The 24,215-nt window shown below is 69.5% G+C and carries 24 protein-coding genes; 9 read left to right on the top strand and 15 right to left on the bottom strand.

Annotated features, from left to right (window positions below):
* Positions 1 to 140: 140 nt before the first annotated feature.
* Positions 141 to 1,040: a LysR family transcriptional regulator gene (locus AC3WOE_RS21305; RefSeq protein ID WP_492693310.1), complete on the top strand. Its 900-nt coding sequence runs from the start codon at positions 141 to 143 to the stop codon at positions 1,038 to 1,040.
* On the opposite strand, the gene AC3WOE_RS21300 is transcribed toward AC3WOE_RS21305, so the two are convergent.
* On the bottom strand, positions 1,037 to 1,948 hold the full coding sequence (locus AC3WOE_RS21300) for a pyridoxamine 5'-phosphate oxidase family protein (protein ID WP_492693308.1): 912 nt from the start codon (positions 1,946 to 1,948) through the stop codon (positions 1,037 to 1,039). The two genes, AC3WOE_RS21305 and AC3WOE_RS21300, sit on opposite strands and share 4 nt — an antisense overlap.
* A gap of 11 nt (positions 1,949 to 1,959) precedes the next feature.
* Positions 1,960 to 2,586, bottom strand: a complete 627-nt coding sequence (locus AC3WOE_RS21295) for a glutathione S-transferase family protein (protein WP_492693307.1) — start codon at positions 2,584 to 2,586, stop codon at positions 1,960 to 1,962.
* 114 nt (positions 2,587 to 2,700) lie between these two features.
* Between AC3WOE_RS21295 and AC3WOE_RS21290 the strand changes: the two genes are divergently transcribed.
* The 3 genes from AC3WOE_RS21290 to AC3WOE_RS21280 all read left to right on the top strand — a co-directional run bounded on the left by AC3WOE_RS21290 (position 2,701) and on the right by AC3WOE_RS21280 (position 6,029).
* Positions 2,701 to 3,303, top strand: coding sequence for a DUF938 domain-containing protein (locus tag AC3WOE_RS21290; RefSeq protein WP_492693306.1), 603 nt, complete (start codon positions 2,701 to 2,703; stop codon positions 3,301 to 3,303).
* Positions 3,304 to 3,449: 146 nt separating this feature from the next.
* Positions 3,450 to 5,162: a methyl-accepting chemotaxis protein gene (locus tag AC3WOE_RS21285; RefSeq protein WP_492693305.1), complete on the top strand. Its 1,713-nt coding sequence runs from the start codon at positions 3,450 to 3,452 to the stop codon at positions 5,160 to 5,162.
* A 126-nt stretch (positions 5,163 to 5,288) separates the two neighbouring features.
* Positions 5,289 to 6,029: a sulfite exporter TauE/SafE family protein gene (locus tag AC3WOE_RS21280; RefSeq protein ID WP_492693303.1), complete on the top strand. Its 741-nt coding sequence runs from the start codon at positions 5,289 to 5,291 to the stop codon at positions 6,027 to 6,029.
* Positions 6,030 to 6,035: 6 nt separating this feature from the next.
* Here the strand turns inward: AC3WOE_RS21280 and AC3WOE_RS21275 are convergent, their stop codons facing one another.
* Positions 6,036 to 6,953: a LysR family transcriptional regulator gene (locus AC3WOE_RS21275; RefSeq protein WP_492693301.1), complete on the bottom strand. Its 918-nt coding sequence runs from the start codon at positions 6,951 to 6,953 to the stop codon at positions 6,036 to 6,038.
* Between the two features lie 113 nt (positions 6,954 to 7,066).
* On the opposite strand from AC3WOE_RS21275, the gene AC3WOE_RS21270 reads away from it, so the two are divergent.
* On the top strand, positions 7,067 to 7,819 hold the full coding sequence (locus tag AC3WOE_RS21270) for a glucose 1-dehydrogenase (RefSeq protein WP_492693299.1): 753 nt from the start codon (positions 7,067 to 7,069) through the stop codon (positions 7,817 to 7,819).
* On the opposite strand, the gene AC3WOE_RS21265 is transcribed toward AC3WOE_RS21270, so the two are convergent.
* Together AC3WOE_RS21265 and AC3WOE_RS21260 are read right to left on the bottom strand one after the other, a co-directional pair.
* On the bottom strand, positions 7,813 to 9,099 hold the full coding sequence (locus AC3WOE_RS21265; RefSeq protein ID WP_492693298.1) for a cytochrome-c peroxidase: 1,287 nt from the start codon (positions 9,097 to 9,099) through the stop codon (positions 7,813 to 7,815). The two genes, AC3WOE_RS21270 and AC3WOE_RS21265, sit on opposite strands and share 7 nt — an antisense overlap.
* Positions 9,100 to 9,107: 8 nt before the next feature.
* Positions 9,108 to 9,548 carry a FixH family protein gene (locus AC3WOE_RS21260; RefSeq protein ID WP_492693297.1) on the bottom strand — a complete coding sequence of 147 codons (441 nt, stop codon included), beginning with the start codon at positions 9,546 to 9,548 and terminating at the stop codon, positions 9,108 to 9,110.
* A 461-nt stretch (positions 9,549 to 10,009) separates the two neighbouring features.
* On the opposite strand from AC3WOE_RS21260, the gene AC3WOE_RS21255 reads away from it, so the two are divergent.
* Complete coding sequence (locus AC3WOE_RS21255) at positions 10,010 to 10,786, top strand: helix-turn-helix transcriptional regulator (protein WP_492693295.1); 777 nt, start codon at positions 10,010 to 10,012, stop codon at positions 10,784 to 10,786.
* Here the strand turns inward: AC3WOE_RS21255 and AC3WOE_RS21250 are convergent.
* From AC3WOE_RS21250 to AC3WOE_RS21225, 6 genes are all read right to left on the bottom strand, one after another.
* Entirely contained in the window at positions 10,780 to 11,292 is a 513-nt protein-coding gene (locus tag AC3WOE_RS21250) for an O-acetyl-ADP-ribose deacetylase (RefSeq protein ID WP_492693293.1), read from the bottom strand. The genes AC3WOE_RS21255 and AC3WOE_RS21250 overlap by 7 nt on opposite strands.
* A gap of 3 nt (positions 11,293 to 11,295) precedes the next feature.
* A complete protein-coding gene (locus tag AC3WOE_RS21245; protein WP_492693292.1) occupies positions 11,296 to 12,027 on the bottom strand; it encodes an ABC transporter ATP-binding protein in 732 nt (243 codons plus the stop codon).
* Positions 12,024 to 13,799 (bottom strand): branched-chain amino acid ABC transporter ATP-binding protein/permease, encoded by a 1,776-nt coding sequence (locus AC3WOE_RS21240; protein ID WP_492693290.1) that lies wholly within the window; start codon positions 13,797 to 13,799, stop codon positions 12,024 to 12,026. The genes AC3WOE_RS21245 and AC3WOE_RS21240 overlap by 4 nt, the downstream gene beginning before the upstream one ends.
* Before the next feature lie 3 nt (positions 13,800 to 13,802).
* Positions 13,803 to 14,840, bottom strand: a complete 1,038-nt coding sequence (locus tag AC3WOE_RS21235; protein WP_492693289.1) for a branched-chain amino acid ABC transporter permease — start codon at positions 14,838 to 14,840, stop codon at positions 13,803 to 13,805.
* Between the two features lie 89 nt (positions 14,841 to 14,929).
* Positions 14,930 to 16,624, bottom strand: coding sequence for an ABC transporter ATP-binding protein/permease (locus tag AC3WOE_RS21230; RefSeq protein ID WP_492693287.1), 1,695 nt, complete (start codon positions 16,622 to 16,624; stop codon positions 14,930 to 14,932).
* Between the two features lie 127 nt (positions 16,625 to 16,751).
* Entirely contained in the window at positions 16,752 to 17,177 is a 426-nt protein-coding gene (locus AC3WOE_RS21225; RefSeq protein WP_492693285.1) for a BON domain-containing protein, read from the bottom strand.
* 194 nt (positions 17,178 to 17,371) lie between these two features.
* On the opposite strand from AC3WOE_RS21225, the gene AC3WOE_RS21220 reads away from it, so the two are divergent.
* Both AC3WOE_RS21220 and AC3WOE_RS21215 read left to right on the top strand, forming a co-directional pair.
* A complete protein-coding gene (locus tag AC3WOE_RS21220; protein WP_492693283.1) occupies positions 17,372 to 19,339 on the top strand; it encodes an AsmA family protein in 1,968 nt (655 codons plus the stop codon).
* 33 nt (positions 19,340 to 19,372) lie between these two features.
* The gene (locus AC3WOE_RS21215; protein WP_492693282.1) at positions 19,373 to 19,534 is read left to right on the top strand and encodes a DUF1328 domain-containing protein; all 162 of its coding nucleotides are present in this window, start codon (positions 19,373 to 19,375) and stop codon (positions 19,532 to 19,534) included.
* Positions 19,535 to 19,588: 54 nt separating this feature from the next.
* Here AC3WOE_RS21215 and AC3WOE_RS21210 read toward each other — a convergent pair whose 3' ends face one another.
* Together AC3WOE_RS21210 and AC3WOE_RS21205 are read right to left on the bottom strand one after the other, a co-directional pair.
* Positions 19,589 to 20,059: a hypothetical protein gene (locus AC3WOE_RS21210; protein ID WP_492693280.1), complete on the bottom strand. Its 471-nt coding sequence runs from the start codon at positions 20,057 to 20,059 to the stop codon at positions 19,589 to 19,591.
* A gap of 93 nt (positions 20,060 to 20,152) precedes the next feature.
* On the bottom strand, positions 20,153 to 20,608 hold the full coding sequence (locus AC3WOE_RS21205; protein ID WP_492693279.1) for a MarR family winged helix-turn-helix transcriptional regulator: 456 nt from the start codon (positions 20,606 to 20,608) through the stop codon (positions 20,153 to 20,155).
* Between the two features lie 178 nt (positions 20,609 to 20,786).
* Here AC3WOE_RS21205 and AC3WOE_RS21200 point away from each other — a divergent pair, with 178 nt between their 5' ends.
* A complete protein-coding gene (locus AC3WOE_RS21200; protein ID WP_492693277.1) occupies positions 20,787 to 22,040 on the top strand; it encodes an MFS transporter in 1,254 nt (417 codons plus the stop codon).
* Here the strand turns inward: AC3WOE_RS21200 and AC3WOE_RS21195 are convergent.
* Positions 22,021 to 23,373 (bottom strand): ATP-binding protein, encoded by a 1,353-nt coding sequence (locus tag AC3WOE_RS21195; RefSeq protein WP_492693275.1) that lies wholly within the window; start codon positions 23,371 to 23,373, stop codon positions 22,021 to 22,023. The two genes, AC3WOE_RS21200 and AC3WOE_RS21195, sit on opposite strands and share 20 nt — an antisense overlap.
* The gene (locus tag AC3WOE_RS21190) at positions 23,363 to 24,028 is read right to left on the bottom strand and encodes a response regulator transcription factor (RefSeq protein WP_492693274.1); all 666 of its coding nucleotides are present in this window, start codon (positions 24,026 to 24,028) and stop codon (positions 23,363 to 23,365) included. Before AC3WOE_RS21190 ends, AC3WOE_RS21195 begins: the two co-directional genes overlap by 11 nt.
* Positions 24,029 to 24,215: the final 187 nt, after the last annotated feature.

Below are 24,215 nucleotides of genomic sequence, written 5' to 3'. Positions count from 1 at the left end.
GCGAGCGATTCCGGTCGGTCCCCCGAGGGGACGGCGATGCTTGCGGCGTCGAGCCGCAAGCACATCGCCAACCGGGCCGGCTAGGGAGCGGCCCGTCGCTCGGCCCGAATACTCCAATTCGTGCGGCATAGTCCGGCGGCATGGATCGCCTGCAAGCCATGGAAGTCTTCGTCGCCGTCGTCGACAGCGGCGGCTTCGCGAGCGCGGCGCGCAAGCTGGACCTGTCGGCCCCTGTCGTCACGCGTGCCGTGGCCGAGCTGGAAGCGCGCCTGGGCCTGAGCCTGCTGACGCGCACGACCCGCAGCGTGCGCGTGACCGAGGCCGGCGCCCGCTATGCCGAGGACTGCCGGCGCATCCTGGCCGACGTCAGCGACTCCGAGGCCGCCACCAGTGGCAGCCGCAGCCAGCTCAAGGGCCTGCTGAGCGTCACGGCGCCGGTGTTGTTCGGCAATCTGCACGTGACGCCCATCGTCACCGAGTATCTGCGCCGCTACCCCGACGTCGATGCGCAATGCGTGTTTGTCGACCGCGTCGTCAACCTCGTCGACGAAGGCCTGGACGTGGCCGTGCGCATCGGCGAGCTGCCGGATTCCTCGCTGCGCGCCGCGCGTGTCGGCCAGGTGCGGCGCATGCTGGTCGCCTCGCCCGACTATCTCGCCGCGCATGGCCGCCCACAGCGTCCCGAGGAGCTGAGCGGGCATGTGCTCATTCAGCCCACCCAGGTCGCGCCCTACCCCGAGTGGCGCTTTGCCGAAGGCGGCAAGCCACTGGTGCAGCGCATCCGGCCGCGCCTGCGTACGACCACCAACGACGCGACCCGCTCCTTCGCGCTGGCAGGCCTGGGCATCGCACGCCTCATCAGCTACCAGGTCGCCGATGCCCTGACGAGTGGCGCCTTGCTGCCGCTGCTGGAAGACTTCGAACTGCCGCCTGTGCCCGTGCACGTCGTGCACCATGAGGGCCGGCACGCAACGCAGAAGGTGCGTAGCTTTGTCGACCTGGCGGTGGAAGCGCTGCGCGCCAATCCCGCGCTGCGCTAGCGGTTCTGCGGCGCCCAATCGCGAAAGCGCCAACGCAAGGGCAGCGCGTCACGCAACCACCATCCCTCGTCGAGTTGGAATCGCCAGGCGCGCTCGGCATTGGCGAGGCCGTCCAGTGCCGGACCCTCCCAGACGATCTCGGCGCGGCCGGTCAGCGTCAGCAGGTCGCCCCGCTCGAAGTCGATGAAGAGCAGGCCGGCGCGGCCATCGAGCTGCAGATTGCCCAGGGTCATGAACATGCGATTGCCGGAGTAGTCGGGCACCAGCAGCGTGCCCGCTTCCTCCTGCAGGACGAAGCCCGCCGGGCCGCCGCGATGCGACACATCCGCGCCCGCCGCTCCTGCATGCGTGGCGACGAACAAGGTGTCGGCGGCAGCGATCAGCCAGGCCGCGTCGCCGTCCAGGCGGTCGATGCGCTCGATGGCGCGCGGCCGCGTGTCCGCCGCATCACGAACCCATTCGAACTCGCGCCCCTGGATGTATTGCGGGCAGTTGCCCACCGTCTGCGTCACCTGCAGCCGCAAGCCCTCCGGCAGCACCGTCTCCAGCCGGCCGTTGACGCGGTTGCGCCGCCGCGTGTGCAGCTCGATGCCGAGCAGGCCCAGCGGCGCGCCCGGCGTCATGCCGGCAGCCGCGGGGTCGCCCGGGATGGGCCGGGCATCGAAGGTCAGGTGCCCGGCGTCCGGCGCCTGCACGAAGCCCGGCCGGCCCACCAGCACGGTGGCCCAGGGCCGGCCCGACGGATCCACGCTGCCAGCCAGCATCAGCGGCAACTGCTCGTAGAAGCGCTGGTGCTGCTCGGGCATGTGGTCACGCACGACCTTGCGGCCGATCTCGTCCATGCGCTCCGCCACGCCGAGACGGGCTTGCACGGCGACTTCGCCGGCGTGGAAAGGGGCGGTGTCCATGATGATGAATCTCAGGCCACGGCCCGCAGGCCGACGGGGCTGGCGGGAAACGGCACGAAGCCCGGCAGCGCCTCCACGCGCGCCAGCCAGGCGCGCAGCGCCGGGTAGGGCGAGAGGTCCACATTGCCCTCGGGCGCATTGGCGATGTAGCTGTAGCCGGCCACGTCGGCCAGCGTCGGCTGGTCGCCCACCAGGAAAGGACGGCGCGCCAGCTCGCCCTCCATCACCTGGAACAGGCCGTGGGCGCGCGCCATCGCCTCGCTCGCATCGGCGGCGGGGCGGAACAGCTGGATGGCGCGAGCCGCGGCGGGGCCGTAGGCGATCAGGCTGGACGCCACCGACAGCCAGGCCTGCACGGCCGCCCGGCCGACGGGGTCCTGCGGCAGCCAGCGGCCCGTGGGGTCGTATTTGCTGGCCAGGTAGACGAGGATGGCCGTGCTGTCCCAGACGAAATGACCGTCGTCTTCCAGCAGCGGCAGCTGGCCGAAGGGGTGGCGCGCGATGAACTCGGGCGTCTTGTGAGCGCGCGACGCGAGGTCCACGTCCACCAGCTCGTGCGGCAGGCCCAGCAGGGACAGCGCGAGTTCGACGCGGTGGGCGTGGCCCGAGATCACGTGGCGGTACAGCTTGAGGGTCATGTGGGGCTCCTTGAAACCAACGGCACCACTGTGCCCAGCCGCGGGCCGCCGAGAAACCGCACACGCCGCAAGTGATTCTTTCCGCGCCTGGCAGGACTGGACAATCCACGCCCCATGAACGAACGCCGCCACAGCCCCGCCGCCGAACGCAACGGCCCGCCCATCCTCGCGGCCCTGCAGCGCCTGCTGCCCGCCAGCGGCGTGATGCTGGAGATCGCCAGCGGCACGGGCCAGCACGCCGCCTGCTGCAGCGAAGGCCTGCCGGGCTGGCAATGGCAACCCAGCGACTTCGACACCGCCGCCCTGCCCTCCATCGCTGCCTGGTGCGAGGGGCTCGCGCGGGTGCACCCGCCCATCACGCTGGATGTGCTCGATGCGGCCTGGCCCGGCGTCCCGGCCCAGGTCGATGCGATCTACTGTGCCAACATGATCCACATCGCGCCCTGGGCCTGCACGGCGGGATTGATGCGGGGCACCGCGCGTCATCTCGCACCGCAGGGGCTGCTCATCACCTACGGCCCCTATGTCATCGACGGCGAGCCGACAGCGCCGAGCAACCTCGCCTTCGACGCCGACCTGCGCGGGCGCAACCCGAGCTGGGGCCTGCGCCGGCTGGCCGATGTCGAGGCCGAGGCGGCCCGAGCCGGCCTGAAGCTGCGCGAACGCATCGACATGCCGGCCAACAACAAGCTGCTGGCCTGGGTACGTACGATTTGAACGTTAGGCAACCGGCAGCTAACGGCAAGCTGTCGGACAGGGCGTCAGGCCTTGCGCGCCGTAGACAGCGCCCAGCCTGAGGGGCAGACTGCCCCAACGCCATGCCCCGTGCCAGGGGCACGACGCTTCTCCAAGGAGTGGCTGTCATGAATCCCATGCAATGGAAGATCGGGCCGCGGCTGGCCGCGGCGATGGGCGTGATGCTCGCCCTGCTGATCCTGGTCACGGTGATGGCGATGCTGCAGATGATGCGCATGCGCAGTGCCACGCTCGACATCACGAGCAACTGGCTGCCCAGCGTGTCGCTGGTGAACCAGATCAACACCAACACCTCGGACTTCCGCATTGCCGAGACCGCCCACGTGCTCGCCACCGAGGACGCCGCGATGGCAGTCAAGGACAAGGCGATGGCGACCGTGCTGGCCGAGCTGGGAAAGAACCGCGCCGCCTACGAAAAGCTGATCAGCTCTCCCGAGGAGAAGCGCCTCTACGACAGCTTCACGGCCGACTGGAAGGCCTATATGGCCGCGCACGACAAGCTCTACGCCCATTCGCGCAAGAACGAGAACGACAAGGCCCTCGCCATCCTCGACGGCGAGTCGCAGAAGTTCTTCGACAGCGCGTCCGACGTGCTGGACAAGCTGGTCGACATGAACACCAAGGGCGCAGAGCGGGCCAGCGCCGATGCGGAGGCGGCCTATGTCATGGCGCGCACCGTCGTCTTCGTCGCGCTCGCGCTGGCCATCGTCATGGCGCTGCTGATCTCGCGCCTGCTGATCCGCTCCATCACGCTGCCGCTGCGCCGCGCCGTCGAGGTGGCCGACGCGGTGGCCGATGGCGACCTGCGCCAGGCCGTCAATGCCCAGGGCGCCGACGAGGCCGCCCAGCTCATGCGCGCCCTGGACCGCATGCAGAACGGCCTCACGCAGACCGTGTCGCGCGTGCGTGCCAACGCGGAATCGGTCTCCACGGCCAGCAGCGAGATCGCCCAGGGCAACGCCGACCTCAGCCAGCGCACCGAGGAACAGGCCTCGGCCCTGCAGGAAACCGCCGCCACCATGTCGGAACTGGCCAGCACCGTGCGCAGCAACGCCGACAACGCCCGCCAGGCCGACCAGCTCGCCCGCAATGCCAGCGACGCGGCCCGCCAGGGCGGCGGCGCCGTGGGTGATGTCGTCGACACCATGCGCGGCATCAGCGAATCCAGCCGGCGCATCGCCGACATCATCGGCACCATCGATGGCATCGCCTTCCAGACCAATATCCTGGCGCTGAATGCCGCCGTCGAAGCGGCCCGCGCGGGTGAACAGGGCCGCGGCTTCGCGGTCGTGGCCGGCGAAGTGCGCACGCTGGCCCAGCGCAGCGCCGATGCGGCCAAGGAGATCAAGAGCCTGATCTCCAGCAGCGTCGAGCAGGTCGAGCGCGGCAGCCAGCAGGTCGACACCGCCGGCCAGTCCATGCAGTCCCTGGTGCAGGCCATCCAGCGCGTGACGGACATCGTCGGCGAGATCAGCACGGCCAGCGTCGAGCAGGCCGATGGTGTCGGCCAGGTCGAGCAGGCCGTCTCGCAGATGGACCAGGTGACCCAGCAGAACGCCGCCCTGGTGGAAGAGTCCGCCGCTGCGGCGGAGAGCCTGCGCCAGCAGGCCCTGCAGATGGTGGAGATCGTGTCGGTGTTCCGCCTCAACGGCGGGGCGTCGCCGGCACCGGTGTCGGCCGCCAAGCCGCGCCCGGCCCCCAGCGCGGCTCGGCCAGCGCCCAAGGCCAAGGCGCTGCCACCGCCGCCCGTACTCGCGCCCAAGGCCGCGCCGGCCACCGCGACGGCAAGCGGTGGCGACGAGGAATGGACCAGCTTCTGAGTCCGGCCACGCGTCTTTGCCTGAGAGAAATCCTGGCCGCACCGGCCGCACCTATGCTGTAAGCCTGGGCGCTTGCCGAGGTGGCGGCGGCCGCCGCCAAGGCGCGGCCGCTTTGCCCTCTCCCCCATGCTCCTCGGACTCCTCGTGCTCGCCGGCCTCTGGGCTGGTCTTCAGAACTCCCTTGCCGGTGGCGGCTCCTTCGTCACCCTGCCGGCCCTGATCCTGTCGGGCATGTCGCCGCTGGCGGCCAACATCACGTCGACCGTGGCCCTGTTCCCGGGCCAGCTCAGCTCGGGCTGGGCCGGTCGCCGCCTCGTCGTCGGCACGCCCACGCTGTCCTTCCGTGCCTTGGGTCTCATCAGCCTGCTCGGCGGCGCCGTCGGTGCCTGGCTGCTGCTCAACACGCCGTCCTCGGTGTTCGCCCGCCTCGTGCCTTGGCTGGTGCTGTTCGCCACCAGCGTATTCGCCTGGGGCAGCTTTCTGCGCAAGCCGGTGGCGGAGGACCACCACCTGAGCGCCCGCGTGACGGCGGTCATGCAATTCCTCATCGCCATCTACGGCGGCTACTTCGGTGGCGGCATCGGCTTCCTGATGCTGGCCGCGCTGACGGTGGCGGGCATGCCGACCCGCAATGCCGGCGCGACCAAGAATGTGCTGGCCGGCGTCATGAACGCCTCGGCCGTGGCCCTGTTCGTGCTGTCGCCCGAGGTGCACTGGCTGCAGGCCGTCGTGCTCGGCGCCAGCGCCATCGTCGGCGGCCTGGCCGGCGCCTGGGCCCTGCATCACGTCAACGAGAAGGCCTTGCGCATCGCCATCGTCGCCCTGGGCGTGGCGCTGACGGTCGGCCTCTTCCTGCGGCCGATCTGAACGGCTTCAACCCTCGACCAGGCCGGCGGCCAGGTGGTCGCCAAAGGCCCTGACCTTGCCCGACAACCGCCGCTGCGGCGGGCTGACCAGCTGCATGGGCAAGGCCTGGCCCTGCCAGTGCGGCATGGCCAGTTCGATCTCGCCGCTGGCCAGTTCCTTATGCACCAGCCAGTGCGGCGAGTAGGCCAGCCCCATGCCCGCGAGCACCGCCTCGCGCACGGCCTCGCCGCTGTTGGTGCGCAGGTCACCGCCCACTCGCACGCTGACCAGGCTGCCCAGCGGGGCGTCGGCCCCAGGCCCGGCCTCGAAGGTCCAGGTCGGCCCGCTGCGCAGTTCGCTGTAGACGATGCAGTTGTGCTGTTGCAGGGCCGCCGGGTCGCGCGGCGCTTCGACACCGAGCTGCTGGAAGTAGCCGCGCCGCGCCACGACGGCCCGGCGCACGGTGCCGATGCGGCGGGCGATCAGGCTGGAGTCGGGCTGTTCGCCGATGCGCACCGCCACGTCGATGCCCTGTTCGACGAGATCGATGAAGCCGTCGTTCAGCCGCAAGTCGATCTTCACGCCCGGGTGGGCAGCCATGAAGCTCTGCACCAACGGCATCAGCTTCAGCCGCCCGAAGCTGCCTGAGGCCGCGACGCGCAACCAGCCCTGCAGCCGGTGCTCGCCCGCGCGCAATTCGCTCTCGGCCTCGGCGATCTCGGCCACCAGCCGCCGCGCCTGCTCCACATAGCGCTCGCCCGCCTCGGTCAGCTTCAGCGCCCGCGTGCTGCGCGCCAGCAGCTGGGCGCCCAGGGCCTTCTCCAGCGCTGCCACCTGCTTGCTGACGGCGCTCTGGGTGCTGCCCAGCTCGCGCGCCGCGGCCGAGAAGCTGCCCAGCTCGACGACCCGCACCAGGGTCTGCATTGACTGCAATCGGTCTGCCATGCCTGCTCGCTTCAGTCTTGACTGGAATAAATCTTAGGCAGGCGGGCCGTCTTCTGCATCGAGGAGGCAGCAATCACAGTGAGTTCACTCAACCACTGTTTGGAGCCTTGCTCATGACCTCCCCCATCGTCCTCATCACCGGCGCCCTCACCGGCATCGGCCGCGCCACCGCCCTCGCCTTCGCCAAGGAGGGCTCAGTCGTCGTCGTCAGCGGCCGCCGCGAGGCCGAAGGCCAGGCCCTGGCCACCGAACTGCAAGCCCAGGGTGCGAAGAGCGCCGCCTTCATACGCGCCGACGTGCGCGAGGAAGCCGAAGTACGCTCGCTGGTCGAACAGACCGTCGAGCGCTACGGTCGCCTCGACGTGGCCGTCAACAATGCCGGCACCGAAGGCCACAACGGCCCCATCGCCGAGCAGAGCGGAGAGAACTACGACGCCATCTTCGACACCAATGTGCGCGGCGTGCTGTTCTCGCTGAAGCACGAGATGCGCGCCATGCTGGCCCAGGGCAGCGGCGCCATCGTCAACCTGTCGTCGGTGGCCGGCCAGATCGGCTTTGCCGGCGCCTCGGTCTATGTGGCCAGCAAGCATGCCGTCGAAGGACTCACCAAGAGTGCAGCCCTCGAAGGTGCCGCGGCTGGCGTGCGCGTCAATGCCGTGGCGCCAGGCCCCATCCAGACCGACATGCTGGACCGCTTCGTCGGACGCAGCGAAGACGCCAAGGCCGGCCTGCGCGCCGGCAACCCGACGCAGCGCTTCGGTACCGTCGACGAGATCGCCCAGACCATCGTCTTCCTGGCCAGCGACAAGGCCCGCTATCTGACCGGGCAGTCGCTGGCGGTGGACGGGGGCATGACGGCTCAGTGAGCCGGTGACAGCGTGCGCAGGAAGGCCACCAGGTCCTGCCGCTCGTCGGGCGACAGCTCGATGGGCTGGCGGGCCTCGCCCTGCAGCCCTTGCCCCGTGTGCCGGTGGTTCAGCTCCGAGCTGCCCACGGCGGCGTGCGGCGCCGCGACATAGTGCTGCACCACCGCCTCCAAGGTGGCGATCTGGCCGGCGTGCATATAGGGCGGCCGGTCAGCCACGCCGCGCAGGCCGGGCGTCTTGAAGGCGCCTTCCAGCGTCGGGTCCTGCTTCACCAGGAAGCGCAGCTCCTGGCATTGGCCCGGACCCGCGTCGCTGTAGGGGCCGAGGCAGTTGAACTCGTCCTGGCGCAACGTGGCCAGGACTGCCGCACGCCCGCGCTCCGCCACGCCGTCGTGCGACGGGACACCGGTGTTGTGGAAGTGCTGATCGGTCAACAGCGGACCGTTGTGGCAGCTGATGCACTGGGCCTTGCCGATGAAGAGGCGCAGGCCGTGGATCTCACGCTCGTTCAGCGCCTCGTTGGACGGCTGGCCACCGGCAACACCGTCGAGGTAGCGGTCCAGCCGCGTCGGCTCGTGCTGCAGGCGCTTCTCGTAGGCCGCCAGCGCCTTGCCCAGGTTGGCAAAGACCCGCGTGACGGCGTCGCGCTGTGGCGGGGTCAGCGCCTGCCAGGCCGCGCGCTCGGCCTCACTGCCCAGCGGGCCCGCATCCTGCGGCAGGCCGTCCAGCGACGGCAACGGGCCGAACAGCGCTTCGTAGGGCTGGCGGTAATGGGTCTGCAGCAGCCGCGCATAGCGCAGGCGATTGCCGCCATGTTCGGCCGCGTCTTCCAGGGGCCCGAGGGCTTGCGACCAGAGGCTGTCCTTGCGCCCGTCCCAGAACAGCCAGGGGCTGTGGCCGGCCCCGGCGAGGGGCATGGCCCGGCGCGAGCCGGCCCCGACGCCGATGCTGGTGGCGCGGTCGTCCTGGAACTGCCGGGCCGGGTCGTGGCAGCTCGCGCAGGAGACGGCGCCATTGCGGCTCAGGCGCACGTCGGAGAACAGCCGCTCGCCCAGGGCAGCCGCGGCGGGCAGGTTCTCGAAACGATTGGACGGGTCGGCCGGCGCGGGCGGCAACTGGCTCAGCCGCAGCGACGCCAGCATCGCCAGCTCCTCCCGGCTCCAGGCCTGCACGCGGTTCACGCTGGCGGCCGCCAGCTCGGGCCAGGACCCGAGTGCGATCAAGGCCAGTCCCGCCAGCGCGAGCGTCCAGATCAGCAGGCAACGTCGGCAGGCGCGCATCGTGGCCCTCAGCTCTTGTTCGCCGCCGGCAGGGCGATGACCTTGTTGAAGGTGACCGCGTCCGCGCCACGCTCGGCGGAGTCCAGCTTCAGCTTGATCTCCCACCAGCCCGTCATGCTGAACTTCATGCCTTCCATCAGGTAGCGGCCGCCGCCCAGTTCCTGCGTGATGGCAGGCTGGGTCGGCAAGCCGTGTCCGTGCTGGGGCATGCCTCCGTCGACATCGATGCGGGCATGCAACACCGGCTCGCCACCGGGCGAGGTGACCTGCACCTGCCAGGCGTGCAGCTGGTTGATGGCGATGGACGGCACCATCGGCTGGATGGTCACGCGGTACTTGCTCTGTGCGGTCGGCTTGGACAGCGACAGGTCCAGGTTCTGCGGCGGCGTCATGCAGGCGCCGAGCAGCAGGCTCAGCGAGAACGGCAGGAAGAGGAGGAGGTGTTTCATGGCATCGGATCGGTGGTGTTAGCCTGTGCCAGATCGCGGCTCAGGCGCAGCGGCAGGCCGGCTGGCAGTTGCAGCTGGGGCCGCAGGCGCAGCCGGCGGGTTGCGGGTTCGCCTTGGCTTGCTGGCAGCCGCAGGTGCAGGAAGCGCCGGGGCAGTTGACGCAGCGGCAGACAGGGGTCGTGGTGGTTTGCATGGATAACTCCGAGAGGTGAAGAAGATGCGGACCGGTTTGTCCGTGGAACGAATTCTGTGGATCGCGGGCCTTGGCGGCTTGAACGAAACGGCTGAAATGAAGTTCGAGCCCCTCACCCAATCTCGCCACGCTGGACGCGGGCGAGCCTGGTCGGTCCCCCGCGGGGACGGCGATGCTCGCGGCATCGAGCCGCGAGCACATCGCCGACGCGGGCCGGCTAGGGAGCGGCCCGGCGCTCGGCCCGAACGCAATGCAACGGGCATTGCGAATGGCGCCTAGCAAACCCATCGCCGGCATTGGCCGCGTGCTGCTGTGGAGCGGCGGCAGCCTCTGGATCGGCCGCGCCGTGGGGCAGTCCCAGGCACACGAGCATCACGGCATCCAGATCTCGATGGCACTCACCGGCCGGCTGCGTTTGTGCGGCGGCGACGGCGCGCAGGCCTGGCAGGATCACCATGTCGCGCTGGTCCGACCGCATCAGCGCCACCAGTTCGATGGCGCGGGCGAAACCGTGGCGCAGATCTTCGTCGAGCCCGAGACGGCACAAGGCCGCCTGCTGCTGCAGCGCTACGAAGGCGCTGCCATCGCCGAGCTGCCGTTCGAACCCATCGCGACTCTGCTGGCCGGCCTGCGCGATGCCTTCGCCGCCGACGCGCCGGACGCGGCCCTGGTCGCGTTCAGCCATCGTGTCGTCGATGCTCTGTGCGGCCAGTCGCCGCCGGCGCTGAGCGTCGACCCGCGTATCAGCCGCGCCATCGAGTTCATCCGCAAGCGCCTGGACGCCCCCGTGACGCTCGCCGAAGCCGCCGCCGCGGCCCATCTGTCACCCAGCCGCTTCCGGCATCTCTTTGTCGCGCAGACCGGCCTTTCCTTGCGCGCCTATCTGCTCTGGGCCCGCGTCGAAGCCGCCGTCGGCGCGGCCATGGGCGGGCAGTCGTGGACGGAGGCGGCGCAGGACTGGGGGTTTGCAGACTCGGCCCACCTCAGCCGCACCTGCCGGCGCATGTTCGGCATTGCGCCGACGATGTTGGTGAGGCCTCAGTAGGCGGCGAGTGCACGTTCGTAGACCTGCAGATCCTCGGCCGAGAAGCAGCAAAAGATGACCTCTCTGAGGTGGCCATGCGCAGCGGCTTCCACGCGCACGGCCTCGATGGCGACGCGCGCGGCCTGCTCGATCGGGTAGCCGAAGATGCCCGTGCTGATGCTGGGAAAGGCGACCGTCGTCGCCTGTTGCGCGGCAGCCAGCTTCAGGCTGTTCCGATAGCAGGCGGCCAGCAACTCGACCTCGCCCTGCGCACCGCCGCGCCATACCGGACCTACCGTATGGACGATATGGCGAGCCGGCAGTCGATAGCCGCGCGTCAACTTGGCCTCGCCCGTCTTGCAGCCCCCCAGCAGGCGGCATTCATGCACCAGGTCCGGCCCTGCGGCACGATGGATCGCACCGTCCACGCCTCCACCACCCAGGAGCGATGAATTGGCCGCGTTGACGATGACATCGACGGCCAGCTTCGTGATATCCGCTCGCTCAGCCCTGAAGCCGACAGTCATCGGTCATTCCTTCCGCCCTGCCCCCAGGTAGGTCTCGATCACCCGCGGATCCGCGGCCAGCTGATCCGCCGGCCCGCTGAGCCCGAACTCGCCGGTCTCCAGCACATGGCCGTGATCCGCCACGCGCAGTGCCGCACGGGCGTTCTGTTCGACGAGCAGGATGCTGACGCCGGTGGCGCGCAGGTCTTCGACGATGGTGAAGATCTCGCGCACGATCAGCGGCGCCAGGCCCAGGCTGGGTTCGTCCAGCATCAGCAGCTTGGGCTGACCCATCAGCGCACGGCCCAGGGCCAGCATCTGGCGTTCGCCGCCGGACAGGGTGCCGGCAGCCTGCACTCGGCGCTCCTTCAGGCGCGGGAAACGGGCGTAGACGCTCTCCAGCCCGTCGCGCCACCGCTTGTCACCCAGCTTCTTGGGCCGCCAGCCACCGAGCAGCAGGTTGTCTTCCACCGTCATGGTGCCGAACAGCTCGCGCTTCTCGGGCACGAGAGCCAGGCCGGCGAGCACACGCTCTTCCAGCGTCAGCCTGGCGATGTCTTCACCGGCAAAACGCAGCGCCGCGCTGCGCGACGGGATCAGGCCCATCAGCGCGCCGAGCAGCGTGGACTTGCCGGCGCCGTTGGGGCCGATGACGGTGACGACGCTCTTCTCGGCCGCTTCAAAGCTCAGCCCATGCAGCACCTCGGCGCGGCCGTAGCCGGCGTGCAGGTCGCTCACTTCCAGCAGCGCGCTCATTCGTCGGCTCCCAGATAGGCCGCGCGCACGGCTGGGCTGGCCTGCACCTCGGCCGGCGTGCCGTCCATCAGATAGCGGCCGAACTCCATGACGACGATGCGGTCGGTCAGCTTCATGACGAAGTCCATGTCGTGCTCGACGAGCAGCAGCGACAGGCCCTCGGCCTTCAACTGCTTCAGCACCTCGGCGAGCGCCTCCTTCTCCTTGTGGCGCAGGCCGGCGGCGGGCTCGTCCAGCAGCAGCAGCGACGGGTCGCTGGCCAGCGCGCGCGCGATCTCGACGAGGCGCTGCGGGCCCAGGGCCAGGTTGCCGGCCAGCTCATGGGCATGGTCGCCCAAGCCGATGCGGCGCAGCTGGCGCATCGCCTCGGCGCGGGCCTGCGCTTCCTCGGCCTTGTTCAGGCCGAGCATGGCGCTCAGCGTGCCGCTCTTGGTGCGCAGATAGGTGCCCAGGGTGACGTTCTCCAGCACCGTCATGTCGGGCACCAGCTTCACATGCTGGAAGGTGCGGGAGAGTCCCGCGCGGGCAATGTCGCGGCTCTCGCGGCCGTCGACGCGCTGCCCCAGCAGTTCGACCTCGCCGCTGGTCAGGGGCAGCACGCCGGAGACGAGATTGAAGGTCGTGCTCTTGCCCGCGCCGTTGGGTCCGATGAGGCCGACGATGTCGCCGGCGCGGATGCTGAAGCTGATGTCGTTGACGGCGACGAGGCCGCCGAACTGTTTGCGGATCTTGCGCACGTCCAGCAGCGCCGCGCCGGGCTGCGGATGGCTGCGCGCGCTCAAGCGTGGCGCGTTCTCGTCCACCGCTCGCGCGCCGCGCGCCGGCAGCCAGCGCGCAATCAGCGGCCACAGCCCATCCGGCGCAAAGCGCAGCACCAGCACCAGCACGACGCCGAAGACGATGATTTCGTAGTTGCCCGAGCCGCCGAAGATCAGCGGCAGCCAGACCTTCAACTGATCCTCCGCCAGCTTGACCAGGGCCGCGCCGGTGAAGGCGCCGCCGACCGTGCCGATGCCGCCGAGCACGGCCATGAAGAGGTATTCGATGCCGAACTTGATGCCGAAGGGCGAGGGGTTCACGCTGCGCTGCATGTGGGCGTAGAGCCACCCGGAGACCGAGGCCAGCAGGGCCGCGACGACGAACATGATGAGCTTGTAGCGGAAGGTGCTCGCGCCCATGGCCTCCGGCATGGTCGCGCCGCCGCCCCGATTCGTGTTGAGCGCCCGCATGATGCGGCCCGGCCGCGAGTCCAGCAGCCGCGTCACACCGACGGCCGCCAGCAGGGCCGCCAGCCAGATCAGCAGATAGATGCGGCGCTCGCTCTGGAAACTGAAGTCACCCAGCGTGATGGCGGGCAGGCCGAGCAGGCCGTCGTACTTGCCCAGCTCCTCGAGGTTGCCGACGAGGTAGTACAGCGCCAGGCACCAGCAGATGGTGGCCAGCGGCAGGTAATGGCCCGACATGCGCAGCGTCAGCGCGCCGATGACGAGAGCCAGCACCAGCGTGATGGCGAGGCCCGCCACCAGGCCCAGCCAGGGCGACATGCCCATCGCGTTGCACAGATAGCCGGTGGCATACGCGCCGATGCCGGCAAACGCGGCCTGGCCGAAGGACGTCAGCCCGCCCACGCCGGTCAACAGCACCAGGCCCAGCACGACGAGTGAGAACAGGCCGATGTAGTTGAGCTGGGTGATCCAGAAGTCGGGCACCGGCGCGAAGGGCAGCACCAGCAGCACGACGGCGGCAGCGATCGACAGATGCTTGCGGGTCATCGTTCAGTGTTCCTCGTGGTGTGGGTCCACGAAGGACCGCCAGAGGAGGATGGGCAGGATCACCGTGAAGACGATGACCTCCTTGAAGGCGCTGGCCCAGAAGGAACCGAAGCTCTCGATCAGGCCGACGCCCAACGCGCCGGCCAGTGCCATCGGGAAGCTGGCCAGGCCACCGAAGACCGCGGCGACGAAGCCTTTCAGGCCGATCAGGAAGCCGGTGTCGTAATAGATGGTGGTCGACGGCGAGATCAGCAGGCCCGACAGCGCGCCGATGAAGGCGGCCAGCGTGAAAGTCTGGCTGCCGGCCGCGTCGCCCGAGATGCCCATCAGCCGCGCACCGGTGCGGTTGACGGACGTGGCGCGCAGGGCCTTGCCGGTCAGCGTGCGCTCGAAGAACAGGAAGAGGGCGACGATGAGAGCGACCGAGGCGCCGAAGATGATCAAGGTCTGGCCCGTCAGGCTCAGGGGCCCGACGTCGAAGCGCGCCTCCCAGAACGCCGGCGTGCGATAGCCCTCGGCACCGAAGAAGACCAGGCCCACGCCGGTCAGCGCGAAATGCACGCCGACGGAGACGATGAGCAGGGTCAGCACGCTGGCGCCGGACAGGGCGCGGTAGGCCAGGCGGTAGAGCAGCGGGCCCATGGCGGTGACGATGGCCAGCGTCAGCAGCACCTGGATCCACAGCGCGGGCTGGCTTTCAGCAAGCAGGGGCACCGCGATGGCCATGCCGACGGGAAAGCTCAGCGTCTGCATCAGCTCGAAGGCCATCTTCGCCAGCGTCCGGCGTTCGCGCAGGCCCTGCACCAGGTCCAGTACAGCCGCAGCCGTGGCCATCATCAGCAACAGCCAGACCGTTCCCGGCACCTTGCCCAGTTGCAGGGCCGCCAGCGTCAGCGCGCCGAAGGCGACGAATTCGCCCTGCGGGATGAAGATGATGCGGGTGACCGAGAACACCAGCACGAGGGCCAGGGCGACGAGGGCGTAGATGGCTCCGTTGGTCAGGCCGTCGAGGCCCAGGATGGCGGCAATCGTGAGATCCATGGCGGCGCGTGGTGAAGGCCCGCCCATGGTATCGGCGGTTTGCCGACCGAACGGTCGGGAATTCACCCAGGAAGGGTGGCGCCGGGCGCTCAGTCGGCAGGCTTGTCGGCCCCCTGCTTCGGCGTCTTGGCCAGGGTCCAGCGGCCGCCGCCGGTCAGCTTCAGCACATGGCGGTGAAAGCCCGCCACCGCGGCCCGGTGGGCGATGCTGATCAGCGTCGTACCGCGCTCGCGCAGCCGCTCATACAGACGCTTCTGGTTGGCATCGTCCAGGGCGCTGGTGGCCTCGTCCAGGATGGCCAGGCGCGGCGCATGCACCAGCAGGCGGGCGAAGGCCAAGCGCTGCTGCTCGCCGCCGCTGAGCAGCTTCTCCCAGTCCTCGCTGCGGTCCAGGCCGGCATCACCTTCGGCCAGGTGGCGCAGCTGCACCTCGTCGAGGATCTTCAACAGCGCCTCGTCGTCGAGCTCGCTCTGGGTGCTGGGATAGATGAGCTGGCTGCGCAAGGTGCCGGTCTGCAGATAGGGCCGCTGCGGCAGGAAGAACACGTCCTCGCGAGGCGGATGCGAGACCTGGCCGCTGCCTTGCGTCCACAGGCCGGCGATGGCGCGCAGCAGCGAGCTCTTGCCGCAGCCGCTGGCGCCGGTGATCAGCAGCGAGCCCCCCTCGGGCACCTTCAGCGACAGCTTCTCCACCAGCACGCGGTCGCTGCCCGGCGCATGCACCGTCAGGTCCTTGATGTCCAGCTCGCCCCCTTCCTCGCGGGCGATGCCGGGCTTGGGCGGTTCTGCCTCCAGCACCTCGGCCATCACGTGCAGGCGGTCGATGCCGGCGACGAAGCGCGACAGGCTCTCGAAGTTGTCGATGATCAGCGACACCGCACCCAGCACCGCCGCGAAGGCCCCACCGGCCTGCACGGCCTGGCCCACTTCCAGCCGCCCGCCGAGCACGTCGCCGGCCAGCACGACGCAGGGCACCAGCAGGCTGACCTGGCTGAAGCCGCGCTGGAAGAGGTTGAGGCCGAACTGGGCGCGGATCATGCGGCGTGTGTTCAGCAGGGCGGCGCGCAGGCGCTGCTGCAGCTGGTGGCGCTCCTGCTCTTCGCCGCCGTAGAAGGCGATGGACTCGGCGTTCTCGCGCACCCGCATCAGCCGGAAGCGGAAGTCGGCCTCGCGCTTGAGCTGCCAGTAGTTCAGCCGGATCAGCGGCCGCCCGAACAGGCCCAGCGACAGCAGGGTGCCGGCCAGCGCGTAGACGACGAGAAAGCCCACCAGCGTGTGCGACAGCGACCACAGCACGGCGCTGAAGGCGACCAGCTGCATCAGCGAACCGAGCAGGATGAGCAGGAAATGCAGGGACCGGCCGGTGAAGGTGTTGACGTCCTCGGCGATGCGCTGGTCGGGGTTGTCGATCTCGTCGGCGGCGAGATGGAAGTAGCGGCGCTCGCGCAGATAGCCGTCCAGGAAGCGCTGCGTCAGCCAGCGCCGCCAGTCGTTGGCATAGGCATCGCGAGCGTAGTAGTAGGTGGCATAGACGGGTACAGCGATGCCTATCACCCACAGCATGGCGCGCACCGCGGTCCAGAAACGGTCCGCGTCATGTGCCGCCAGCGCCGAGGTCAGCTCGCCGGTCTGGTTGTTCAGCAGCACGGCGAGCTGGGTGTCGGCCAGCATCAGCACGATGAGGCCCGCGAGGAAGGTCCAGGCCCAGACCTTGCGGTCGCCCTGCCAATAGGGCTTGGCCACGGTCAGGAAACGTTGCAGCGCGGAGGCGGGGGCGGCGGCCATGAGAGAAGCTGTGAGTTGCGTATCAAGGCTAGCGAGCGCCCGGCAGCGGCCCTGTCGGACGGCATGCCGAGGCGGGCAAAGCAAAGGCGCCCTCGTGAGGGCGCCTGGAGCTGGGGACACGCGACGCTCAGCCGTTGCGGGTGACGACCAGCTGGTTGTTGACCTGCTTCACGCCGTCCACGGCCGAGGCCAGCGTCGTGGCGCGTTCACGCGACTTGGCATCGGGTGCCCGGCCGGACAAGGTCACCTGGCCATCACGTGTGTCGACATTGATCTGGGTGGCCTTGAGCTGGTCGTCGGCCACCAGAGCCGCATTGACCTTGGCCGTGATGCCCATGTCCGATGTCACCTGGGCCGTCTTGTCGGCGGCCTCGTGAGCCGACATGCGGGCATCGGCCACCCGTTCACGGGTCTCGCGCTTGGCCTCGGCAGTCGCGTTGTCGACGCGCTGGCCGGCGCTCAGTTCATCGTCGGGCTGCTGCTTGCTGCAGGCGCCCAGGGCGGCGGCCAACGCGAGGGTGGCCAGCAGCGGCATTCGGTGACGGGTGTGCATGGGGAAGTCCTTTCGGTGCAAGGCCTTGGAGACCGGTCCATCAACTTTGGGCGCGGCGTTGCCATCGCGACTTCGGTCCAGGCGCCCATCGCCTGTCGGACCGGGCCGACAGGGCCGGGTGTCCGCCCGTGTCCTACAGGCGTGGAGGCCCTCGTCCCACGTCATCTGCCGCCCCGGGCCGCGAGCATGCCTCCATGAAAGTCGCCGTCACCATTGCCGGCGCCGTCGTGCTGGCCGTTCTCGCCACGGTGGGCATGGACCTGGCCGGCTGGCCGGGCCTGGCGCCCTGGCTGGCCGCCCGCGCCGACCGCGGCCTCGACATGGATTCGGGTTCCCGCCTGCACCTGCTGTGGAAGCCGCGGCTGCAGGCCGGCAAGCTGCGCGTCACCGGCACCGGCGGCGAGAACCTGGCCGAAGCCCAGGACGTGGTGCTGAACTGGCAATGGGGCGACATCTGGGCCTGGCGACGCGGGGAGCCGCTGCGGCTGCGCCTGGTGCAGGCCGAAGCGCTCTCGCTGAACTGGCAGCGCGACGCCAACGGCCACACCGCCTGGCCGGTGCAGCCCTCGGGCAAGCGCGACGAGGCGGCCGAACTGCCGCGCATCGACCATCTCGTGATCCATCACGGCACGGCCCATCTCGACGACGCGCCCATGCTGCTGCTCGGCGACGCCCGCTTCGCCACCCAGGCCGACGGCCACTGGACGGCCGACCTGCAGGGCAGGCTGCGCGGCCAGCAACTGGCGCTGAAGGCCGAGGCCGGTGCCGGCCTGGCCCTGCTGTCGCCCGCCGAGTCCGGCCTGCCACCGGTCAAGCTGCGCGCCGAACTGACGCAGCGCGAAGGCCGCATCGCCTTCGACGGCACGGCCGCCTCGCTGCTGGATGCACGGGCGCTGGACGGCCAGTTGCAGGTGCGCGGCAACTCCCTCGCCGATGTCGGCCGCCCCTTCGGCATCGCCCTGCCCAGCACGCCGCCGCTGGAGCTGGCCGGGCGGCTGCAGCACGCCTCGGGCGTGTGGCAACTGGGCGGCGCAAGGGCCCGCGTCGGCCGCAGCAACCTGGCCGGCGACTTCAGCTACGACACCCGCCCCCCACGCAAGATGCTCAGCGGCGTGCTGCGCGGCGGCCCGCTGCGCCTGGCCGATCTGGGGCCTGCAGTCGGCACGGACGCGCCGCCCAGCCGGCCCGGCCGCGTGCTGCCCGACCGCCCTCTGGACCTGCCGTCGCTGAACAGCATGGACGCCCGTGTCGCCGTGGCCTTGAACCAGCTCGACCTCAACACCCCCAAGCTGGCACCGCTCGCACCGGTGAACACCAGCGTCGTGCTGGAGAACGGCGTGCTGACGCTGGAGCACTTCAATGCCGGCGTGGCCGGCGGCGAACTGGCCGGCTCGCTGCGCCTGGACACCCACCCGAGCCCGCCGCAATGGCAGGTGCATGCCGATGTGCGCGGCGTCGCCATCGAGCAATGGTTCAAGTTCCAGACCAGGAGCCTGAGCGCCCACCCGGTGACCGGCCGCGTGCGCGCCGACGTCGATGTGAAGGGCCAGGGGCGCAGCACCGCCGAGCTGCTGGGCAGCCTGAACGGGCCGCTTCACCTGCAGCTCGACAAGGGCAGCATCTCCCATCTGCTGACCGAGGCCACCGGTCTGGATGTCGCCCAGGGCCTGGGCATCCTGTTGCGCGGCGACAGGAACCTGCAGCTGAACTGCGCGCGGGTGGACGGCCACTTCAAGGCCGGCGTGCTGAGGCCGCGCTCGGCCGTCATCGACAACCGCGACAGCCGCATCGACATCGACGGCCGCGTCAATCTCAACAACGAGACCCTGGACCTGCGCCTCGTCGCCAGGCCCAAGGACTTCTCGCTGCTGACGCTGCGCTCACCCGTGCGCGTCCAGGGCACGCTGGGCGACCCGCGCGTGGCCCTGGAAGGCAAGGCCCTGGGCGGCAAGGCCATCGCCGCCATCGCCCTGGGCGCGCTGGCGCCGCCGGCGGCACTGCTGGCCTTCATCGACCCCGGTGAAGACCTCCCACCGGTCAGCTGCGACAGCGCGGAAGCGGCACCCCGCGCTGACGCGGCCCAGCCGGCTGTAACAGCGTCGGCGCCTTCCTACCCGGCAGCGCGGCGCGGACCGGCACCCCGCCCCCAGGGCCGGCCATAAATTGGCGATGCCAACAGCCCAAGGAGAAACCTCATGCTGCGTTACGCCATCATCTTCTTTGTCGTCGCCCTCGTCGCCGCCTTGTTCGGCTTCGGCGGCATCGCCGCGAGCGCCGCTGGCATTGCCCAGCTGCTGTTCTACGGCTTCATCATCCTGGCCATCGTCAGCCTGGTGGTGGGCCTGATCCGAAGGTAGATGTGAAAACGGCGCGGCCTGAAGGCCGCGCCGTTTTTTTCGCCCGTATCTGACTCAGCGGCCGCGATGGGGTTGCTCATGAACCGCGTCGAGAAACTCGCGCAGCGTGCCGTTGCAGGGGCCCTGCGGGCACAGGAAGAGACCCTCGGCCTCCGCCGGCACATCGGCCGGAAAGCCCAGGGCGCCCAGGGAATTCATCGCATCGCCGCACAGGGCCACCGTGCGACCGCAGCGCCAGGCCATCTTCAGCAGGGCCTGCAGCTTGGCGCAACCCGTGGGCGCGGCCCAGGCGTCGGAGTTCAGCACGATGAGGCCATCGGCCCAGTCCGCCTCGACCGGCGGCTCGCCAAACTCGTCGTCCAGGCGCCAGTCCAGGCGATGCACGCGGCGGTCGCCCGCCAGCACCGACAGGTCGTCCTCGCTGGCCTGCATGACCTCGGCAGTGCCGACGACGCAGATCAACACGTCGGCATTCCGGGACGGAACCTTCTGGAGTTCGGGCGGGCAATCCGTGGTGGCATTCATGATGCAGCTCCGCAGTTGGGGGATGCTGCAACTCTGGCGCCGCCACGCCGGCCGCGTCGTGAGCCCGCGGCTCGAACCGACGTAGGACGCCGCCTAGGGCTCCAGACGTGCCGCGACCATGGCGTCGACGTTGTCCGCCATCCGGGCCAGCAACCCCGCCAACACCTCGACCTCGTCATCGCTGAAGCCCTGCAGGGCCTCGGCGCCCAGGGACTGCATGACGGCCTTGGCTTTGGGCATGCGGTCCTTGCACGCCGCGGTCAATGAAATGAGGCGGCTGCGGCCATCCTCGGGATCGGGCAGGCGCTCGACGAGGCCGTCCCTCTCCATGCGGTTGAGCAGCTGGGCCATGCTGGGCTGCTCGACATGGGCCAGGCGCGCCAGCTCGGCCTGGGAGCGCGGTCGGCCGTCCTTCAGCGCCATCAGCACCGGCAGCTGGCCCAGCGCGAAACCCTGGTCGCGCAACGATTGGTCGGCCACGCGCTGGAAGGCGCGGTGCACATGGCCGATCAACTTCAGCGGCGGCATGGAGGGGCGGGACTCGGACATGGCGACTCGCAATGAACGCTCGGGAATGACCGACGAACGGTCATTGACTTTACATAGGCCCCTATTCTAATATGAATAGGAACCTATTCAAATCCGCCCGGCCTGCTGCCATGCCTGGGCATCCCCCCTGACGACACTGGTGCCCGCCTCGCGACCGCACCTGCCACCGGATATTTCCATGCCCCAAGCCACCACTGCCGGCGCCTCTGCCGCGCCGCCGCCCAGCTTCACGCCCTACCAGCGCTTCGCCACCGGCCTGCTGACGCTGCTGCAGTTCGCCGTCATCCTGGACTTCATGATCATGTCGCCGCTGGGCGCCATGATCATGCCGGCGATGTCGATGACGGCCCAGCAGTTCGGCCTCGTCGTCTCGGCCTATGCCTTCAGCGCCGGCATCTCCGGCGTGCTGACCGCCGGCTTCGCCGACCGCTTCGACCGCAAGCGGCTGCTGTTGTTCTTCTACGCCGGCTTCCTGCTCGGCACGCTGTGGTGCGGCCTGGCCACCAGCTTCGAGTCGCTGCTGATGGCGCGCATCGTGACCGGCCTGTTCGGCGGTGTCATCGGCTCCATCGTCATGGCCATCGCGGCCGACCTGTTCGAGCCGGCTCTGCGCGGCCGCGTCATGGGCCTGCTGCAGGGCGGCTTCGCGGCCAGCCAGGTGCTGGGCCTGCCCTTCGGCCTGTATCTGGCCACGCACTGGGACTGGCATGCACCCTTCATGGCCCTGGTGGCCTTCGGCGCCATCGGCGGCCTGCTGATCGCCTGGCGCATGAAGCCTGTGGACGCCCACCTCAAGCTGCAGACCGACCGCAGCGCCTTCGCCCACCTCTGGCACACCGTCGCCGTGAAGCGCCATCTGCACGCCTTCCTGATCACGGCCCTGCTGACGACGGGCGGCTTCATGATCATGCCGTTCGCCAGCGCCTTCTCGGTCAACAACGTCGGCATCGACTTGAAGCATCTGCCCATCGTCTACCTCGTGACGGGCATCAGCACCATGTTCGTCGCGCCCACGGTGGGCCGCCTCGTCGACCGCTTCAGCCCACTGCCGATCTTCTTCACGGGCAGCGCCATCACCATCGCCATGGTGGCCATCTACACACGGCTGGGTCCCTCGTCGCTGGCGACGCTGGTCGTCGTCAACGTCATCCTGTTCGCCGGCATCTTCTCGCGCATGGTGCCCTGGCAGGTCGTCGTCACCGGCATTCCGGCGCCCGAGCAGCGCGGCGCCTTCACGGCCATCAACGCGGCCCTGCAGCAACTGGCCGGCGGCCTGGCGGCCCTGGTGTCGGGCCATATCGTCACCATCGCCGCCGACGGCAAACTGGAGCACTTTCCCTGGGTGGGCAATGTGCTGATCGGCACGACGCTGATCGTCTGCGTGCTGCTCTGGTTCCTGCAGAAGAACGCGCCTAAACGAACTCCACGGTGACCAAGAGGCCGCGGCCCTCGGGCCCGGCATCCAGCCGGATGCCGGCGCCATTGCGCGCCGCGGCTCGCTCCGCAATCGCCAGCCCCAGGCCGCTGCCGCTCTGGGCCTGGCCGGGGATGCGGTAGAAGCGTTCGAAGACGCGCTGGCGCAGGGCCTCGGCGATGCCGGGGCCCTGGTCGCTGAAGCTCAAGGCGCAGCCGCCACCCGGCCGGTCGGACAGGCGCACCGCGATGCGGCCGTTCTCAGGCGAGTACTTGATGGCGTTGCTGATCAGGTTGTCCACCAGGGCCCAGACCGTCTCCTGGTGCAGGGGCCGCTCGCAGGGCGAATCGGCATGGAAGTCGATGTCGATACCGCGCTGCACGGCCAGCGGCGCTGCAGCGGCCAGGCGGTCGCGCACCAGGGTCTCCAGCGACAGTGTCGGCAGGGCTTCGTCCGCATCCGAACGCGCCCGCTCCAGCGACAGCAGCTGCTGCACCAGGTGATTGGCCCGCGCCACGCCATCGCGCAGCCCGGCACTGACCTCGGCATGGCGCTGCGCATCGCCGTTGGGCGACTGCAGCAGATGGGCGTTGATCTGGATGGCCGCCAGCGGCGTCTTCAGCTCGTGGGCGGCGTCGGACAGGAACTCATGCTCATGCTCGATGCGCCGCCGCAGCCGCGCCATCAGGTGATTGATGGCCGTCACCAGCGGCGACAGCTCGCGGTAGGTGGAGTCGGGCAGCGGTGTCAGGTCCTGGGCCGAGCGGTTCTCGATCACCGAGGCGAAGGCGCGCAGTGGCTTCAGGCCCATGCCGATGATGAACCAGGCCGGCAGCAGCAGCAGGGGCAGGCTGAAGATGGAAGAGCGCAGCAGGAAGCTGACGCCCGAGAAGCTCAGCATCCAGCGGTCGTCCACCTCGTGGCTGCGCTCCACCACCAGGCCGCTGGCCGCGTCCTTCTCCACTGCCTGCACCCAGGCATTGCCCTCGTGCTCGCTGCCGGGCAGAGGCAGGACGTCGGGCAGGGCTGGCCGGGAGTTGTAGACCAGCTCGCCGTGCTGCCAGACGCGCACGCGCACCTGGGAGTGGTAGTCGAGCTGGCGGAACATCTCGGCACGCACGGCTTCCAGCGCCTCGGCGGACCGGCGCAGTCGCTGGGGCTGGTCGCCAATGTCGGCCAAATGCAGCAGCAGCTCGCGCGTGTGGGCCGAGTTCTCGCTGGCGGTACGCGAGCGCTGGGTCTCGCGAGCCTCCCAGGCCACGTAGAGAAAGCCGCCCAGGGCGACGAAGAGGGTGACGGCGCTGAAGCCGAGCAGCAGGCGCCGGAACAGCGACGACTGTTCAGGCTGCACGGCCGCTCTGCATCATGTAGCCGACGCCACGCACGGTGCGGATGTGGCCGTCGCCGATCTTCTTGCGCAGATTGGAGATGTGCACGTCCAGCGTCGCGCCATCGCTGAAGGGCAGCACGCGGCGCTCCAGTTCGGCGCGGGTCAGCACCCGGTCGCTCTGCTTCATCAAGGTCAGCAGCAGCGCGTATTCGGTCTTGGACAGCGTGATGGCCGCGCCGTCCAGCGTCACGCGCATGCGCTTCTCTTCCAGCGCCAGGTTGCCGAAGTTCCACAGCGCCTCCGCCTCGCCATGAGCGCCGCTGCGGCGCAGGATGGCGCGCAGGCGCACCAGCAGCTCGGGGATTTCGAAGGGCTTGATGAGGTAGTCGTCGGCGCCGTTGTCGAAGCCCTTCAAGCGATCCTGCAGGCCGTCGCGGGCCGTGATGATGAGGACGGGCACCGTCAGGCCGGCCGCGCGCAGGCGCTTGAGCAGCTCGTTGCCGTCGCCATCGGGCAGGCCAAGGTCGAGCAGCACCGCGTCGAAATCCTCGGCCTGCAGCCGCTCGACGGCGTCGTTCGCCATGCGCACCCAGACGACCTCATGGCCCTCGTCCTTGAACACGGTCAGCAGGGCCTGGCCGATGTTCAGGTCGTCCTCGATCAGATAGATCTTCACGCGGAGAAGTCTAGCGGCGCATGCCCTGAATGTGGCTTGGGCGAAACGCGCACCGCGACCCGGAATTCGTCAGCAACCCCGATGGATAAAGGGGAAAACAGGAATCTTCAGGATTTCTTCAGCCCCGTTCGAAAGTTGTCTATAGGCCAGCTTCAGCGGCTCACGCTCCGGATTGCGCGGCCTGCAG

The sequence above is a fragment of the Roseateles sp. FW305-36 genome (assembly GCF_058787015.1).
The sequence above is the reverse complement of the archived record's forward strand: the minus strand, read 5'-3'. Positions and strand labels throughout refer to the sequence as shown.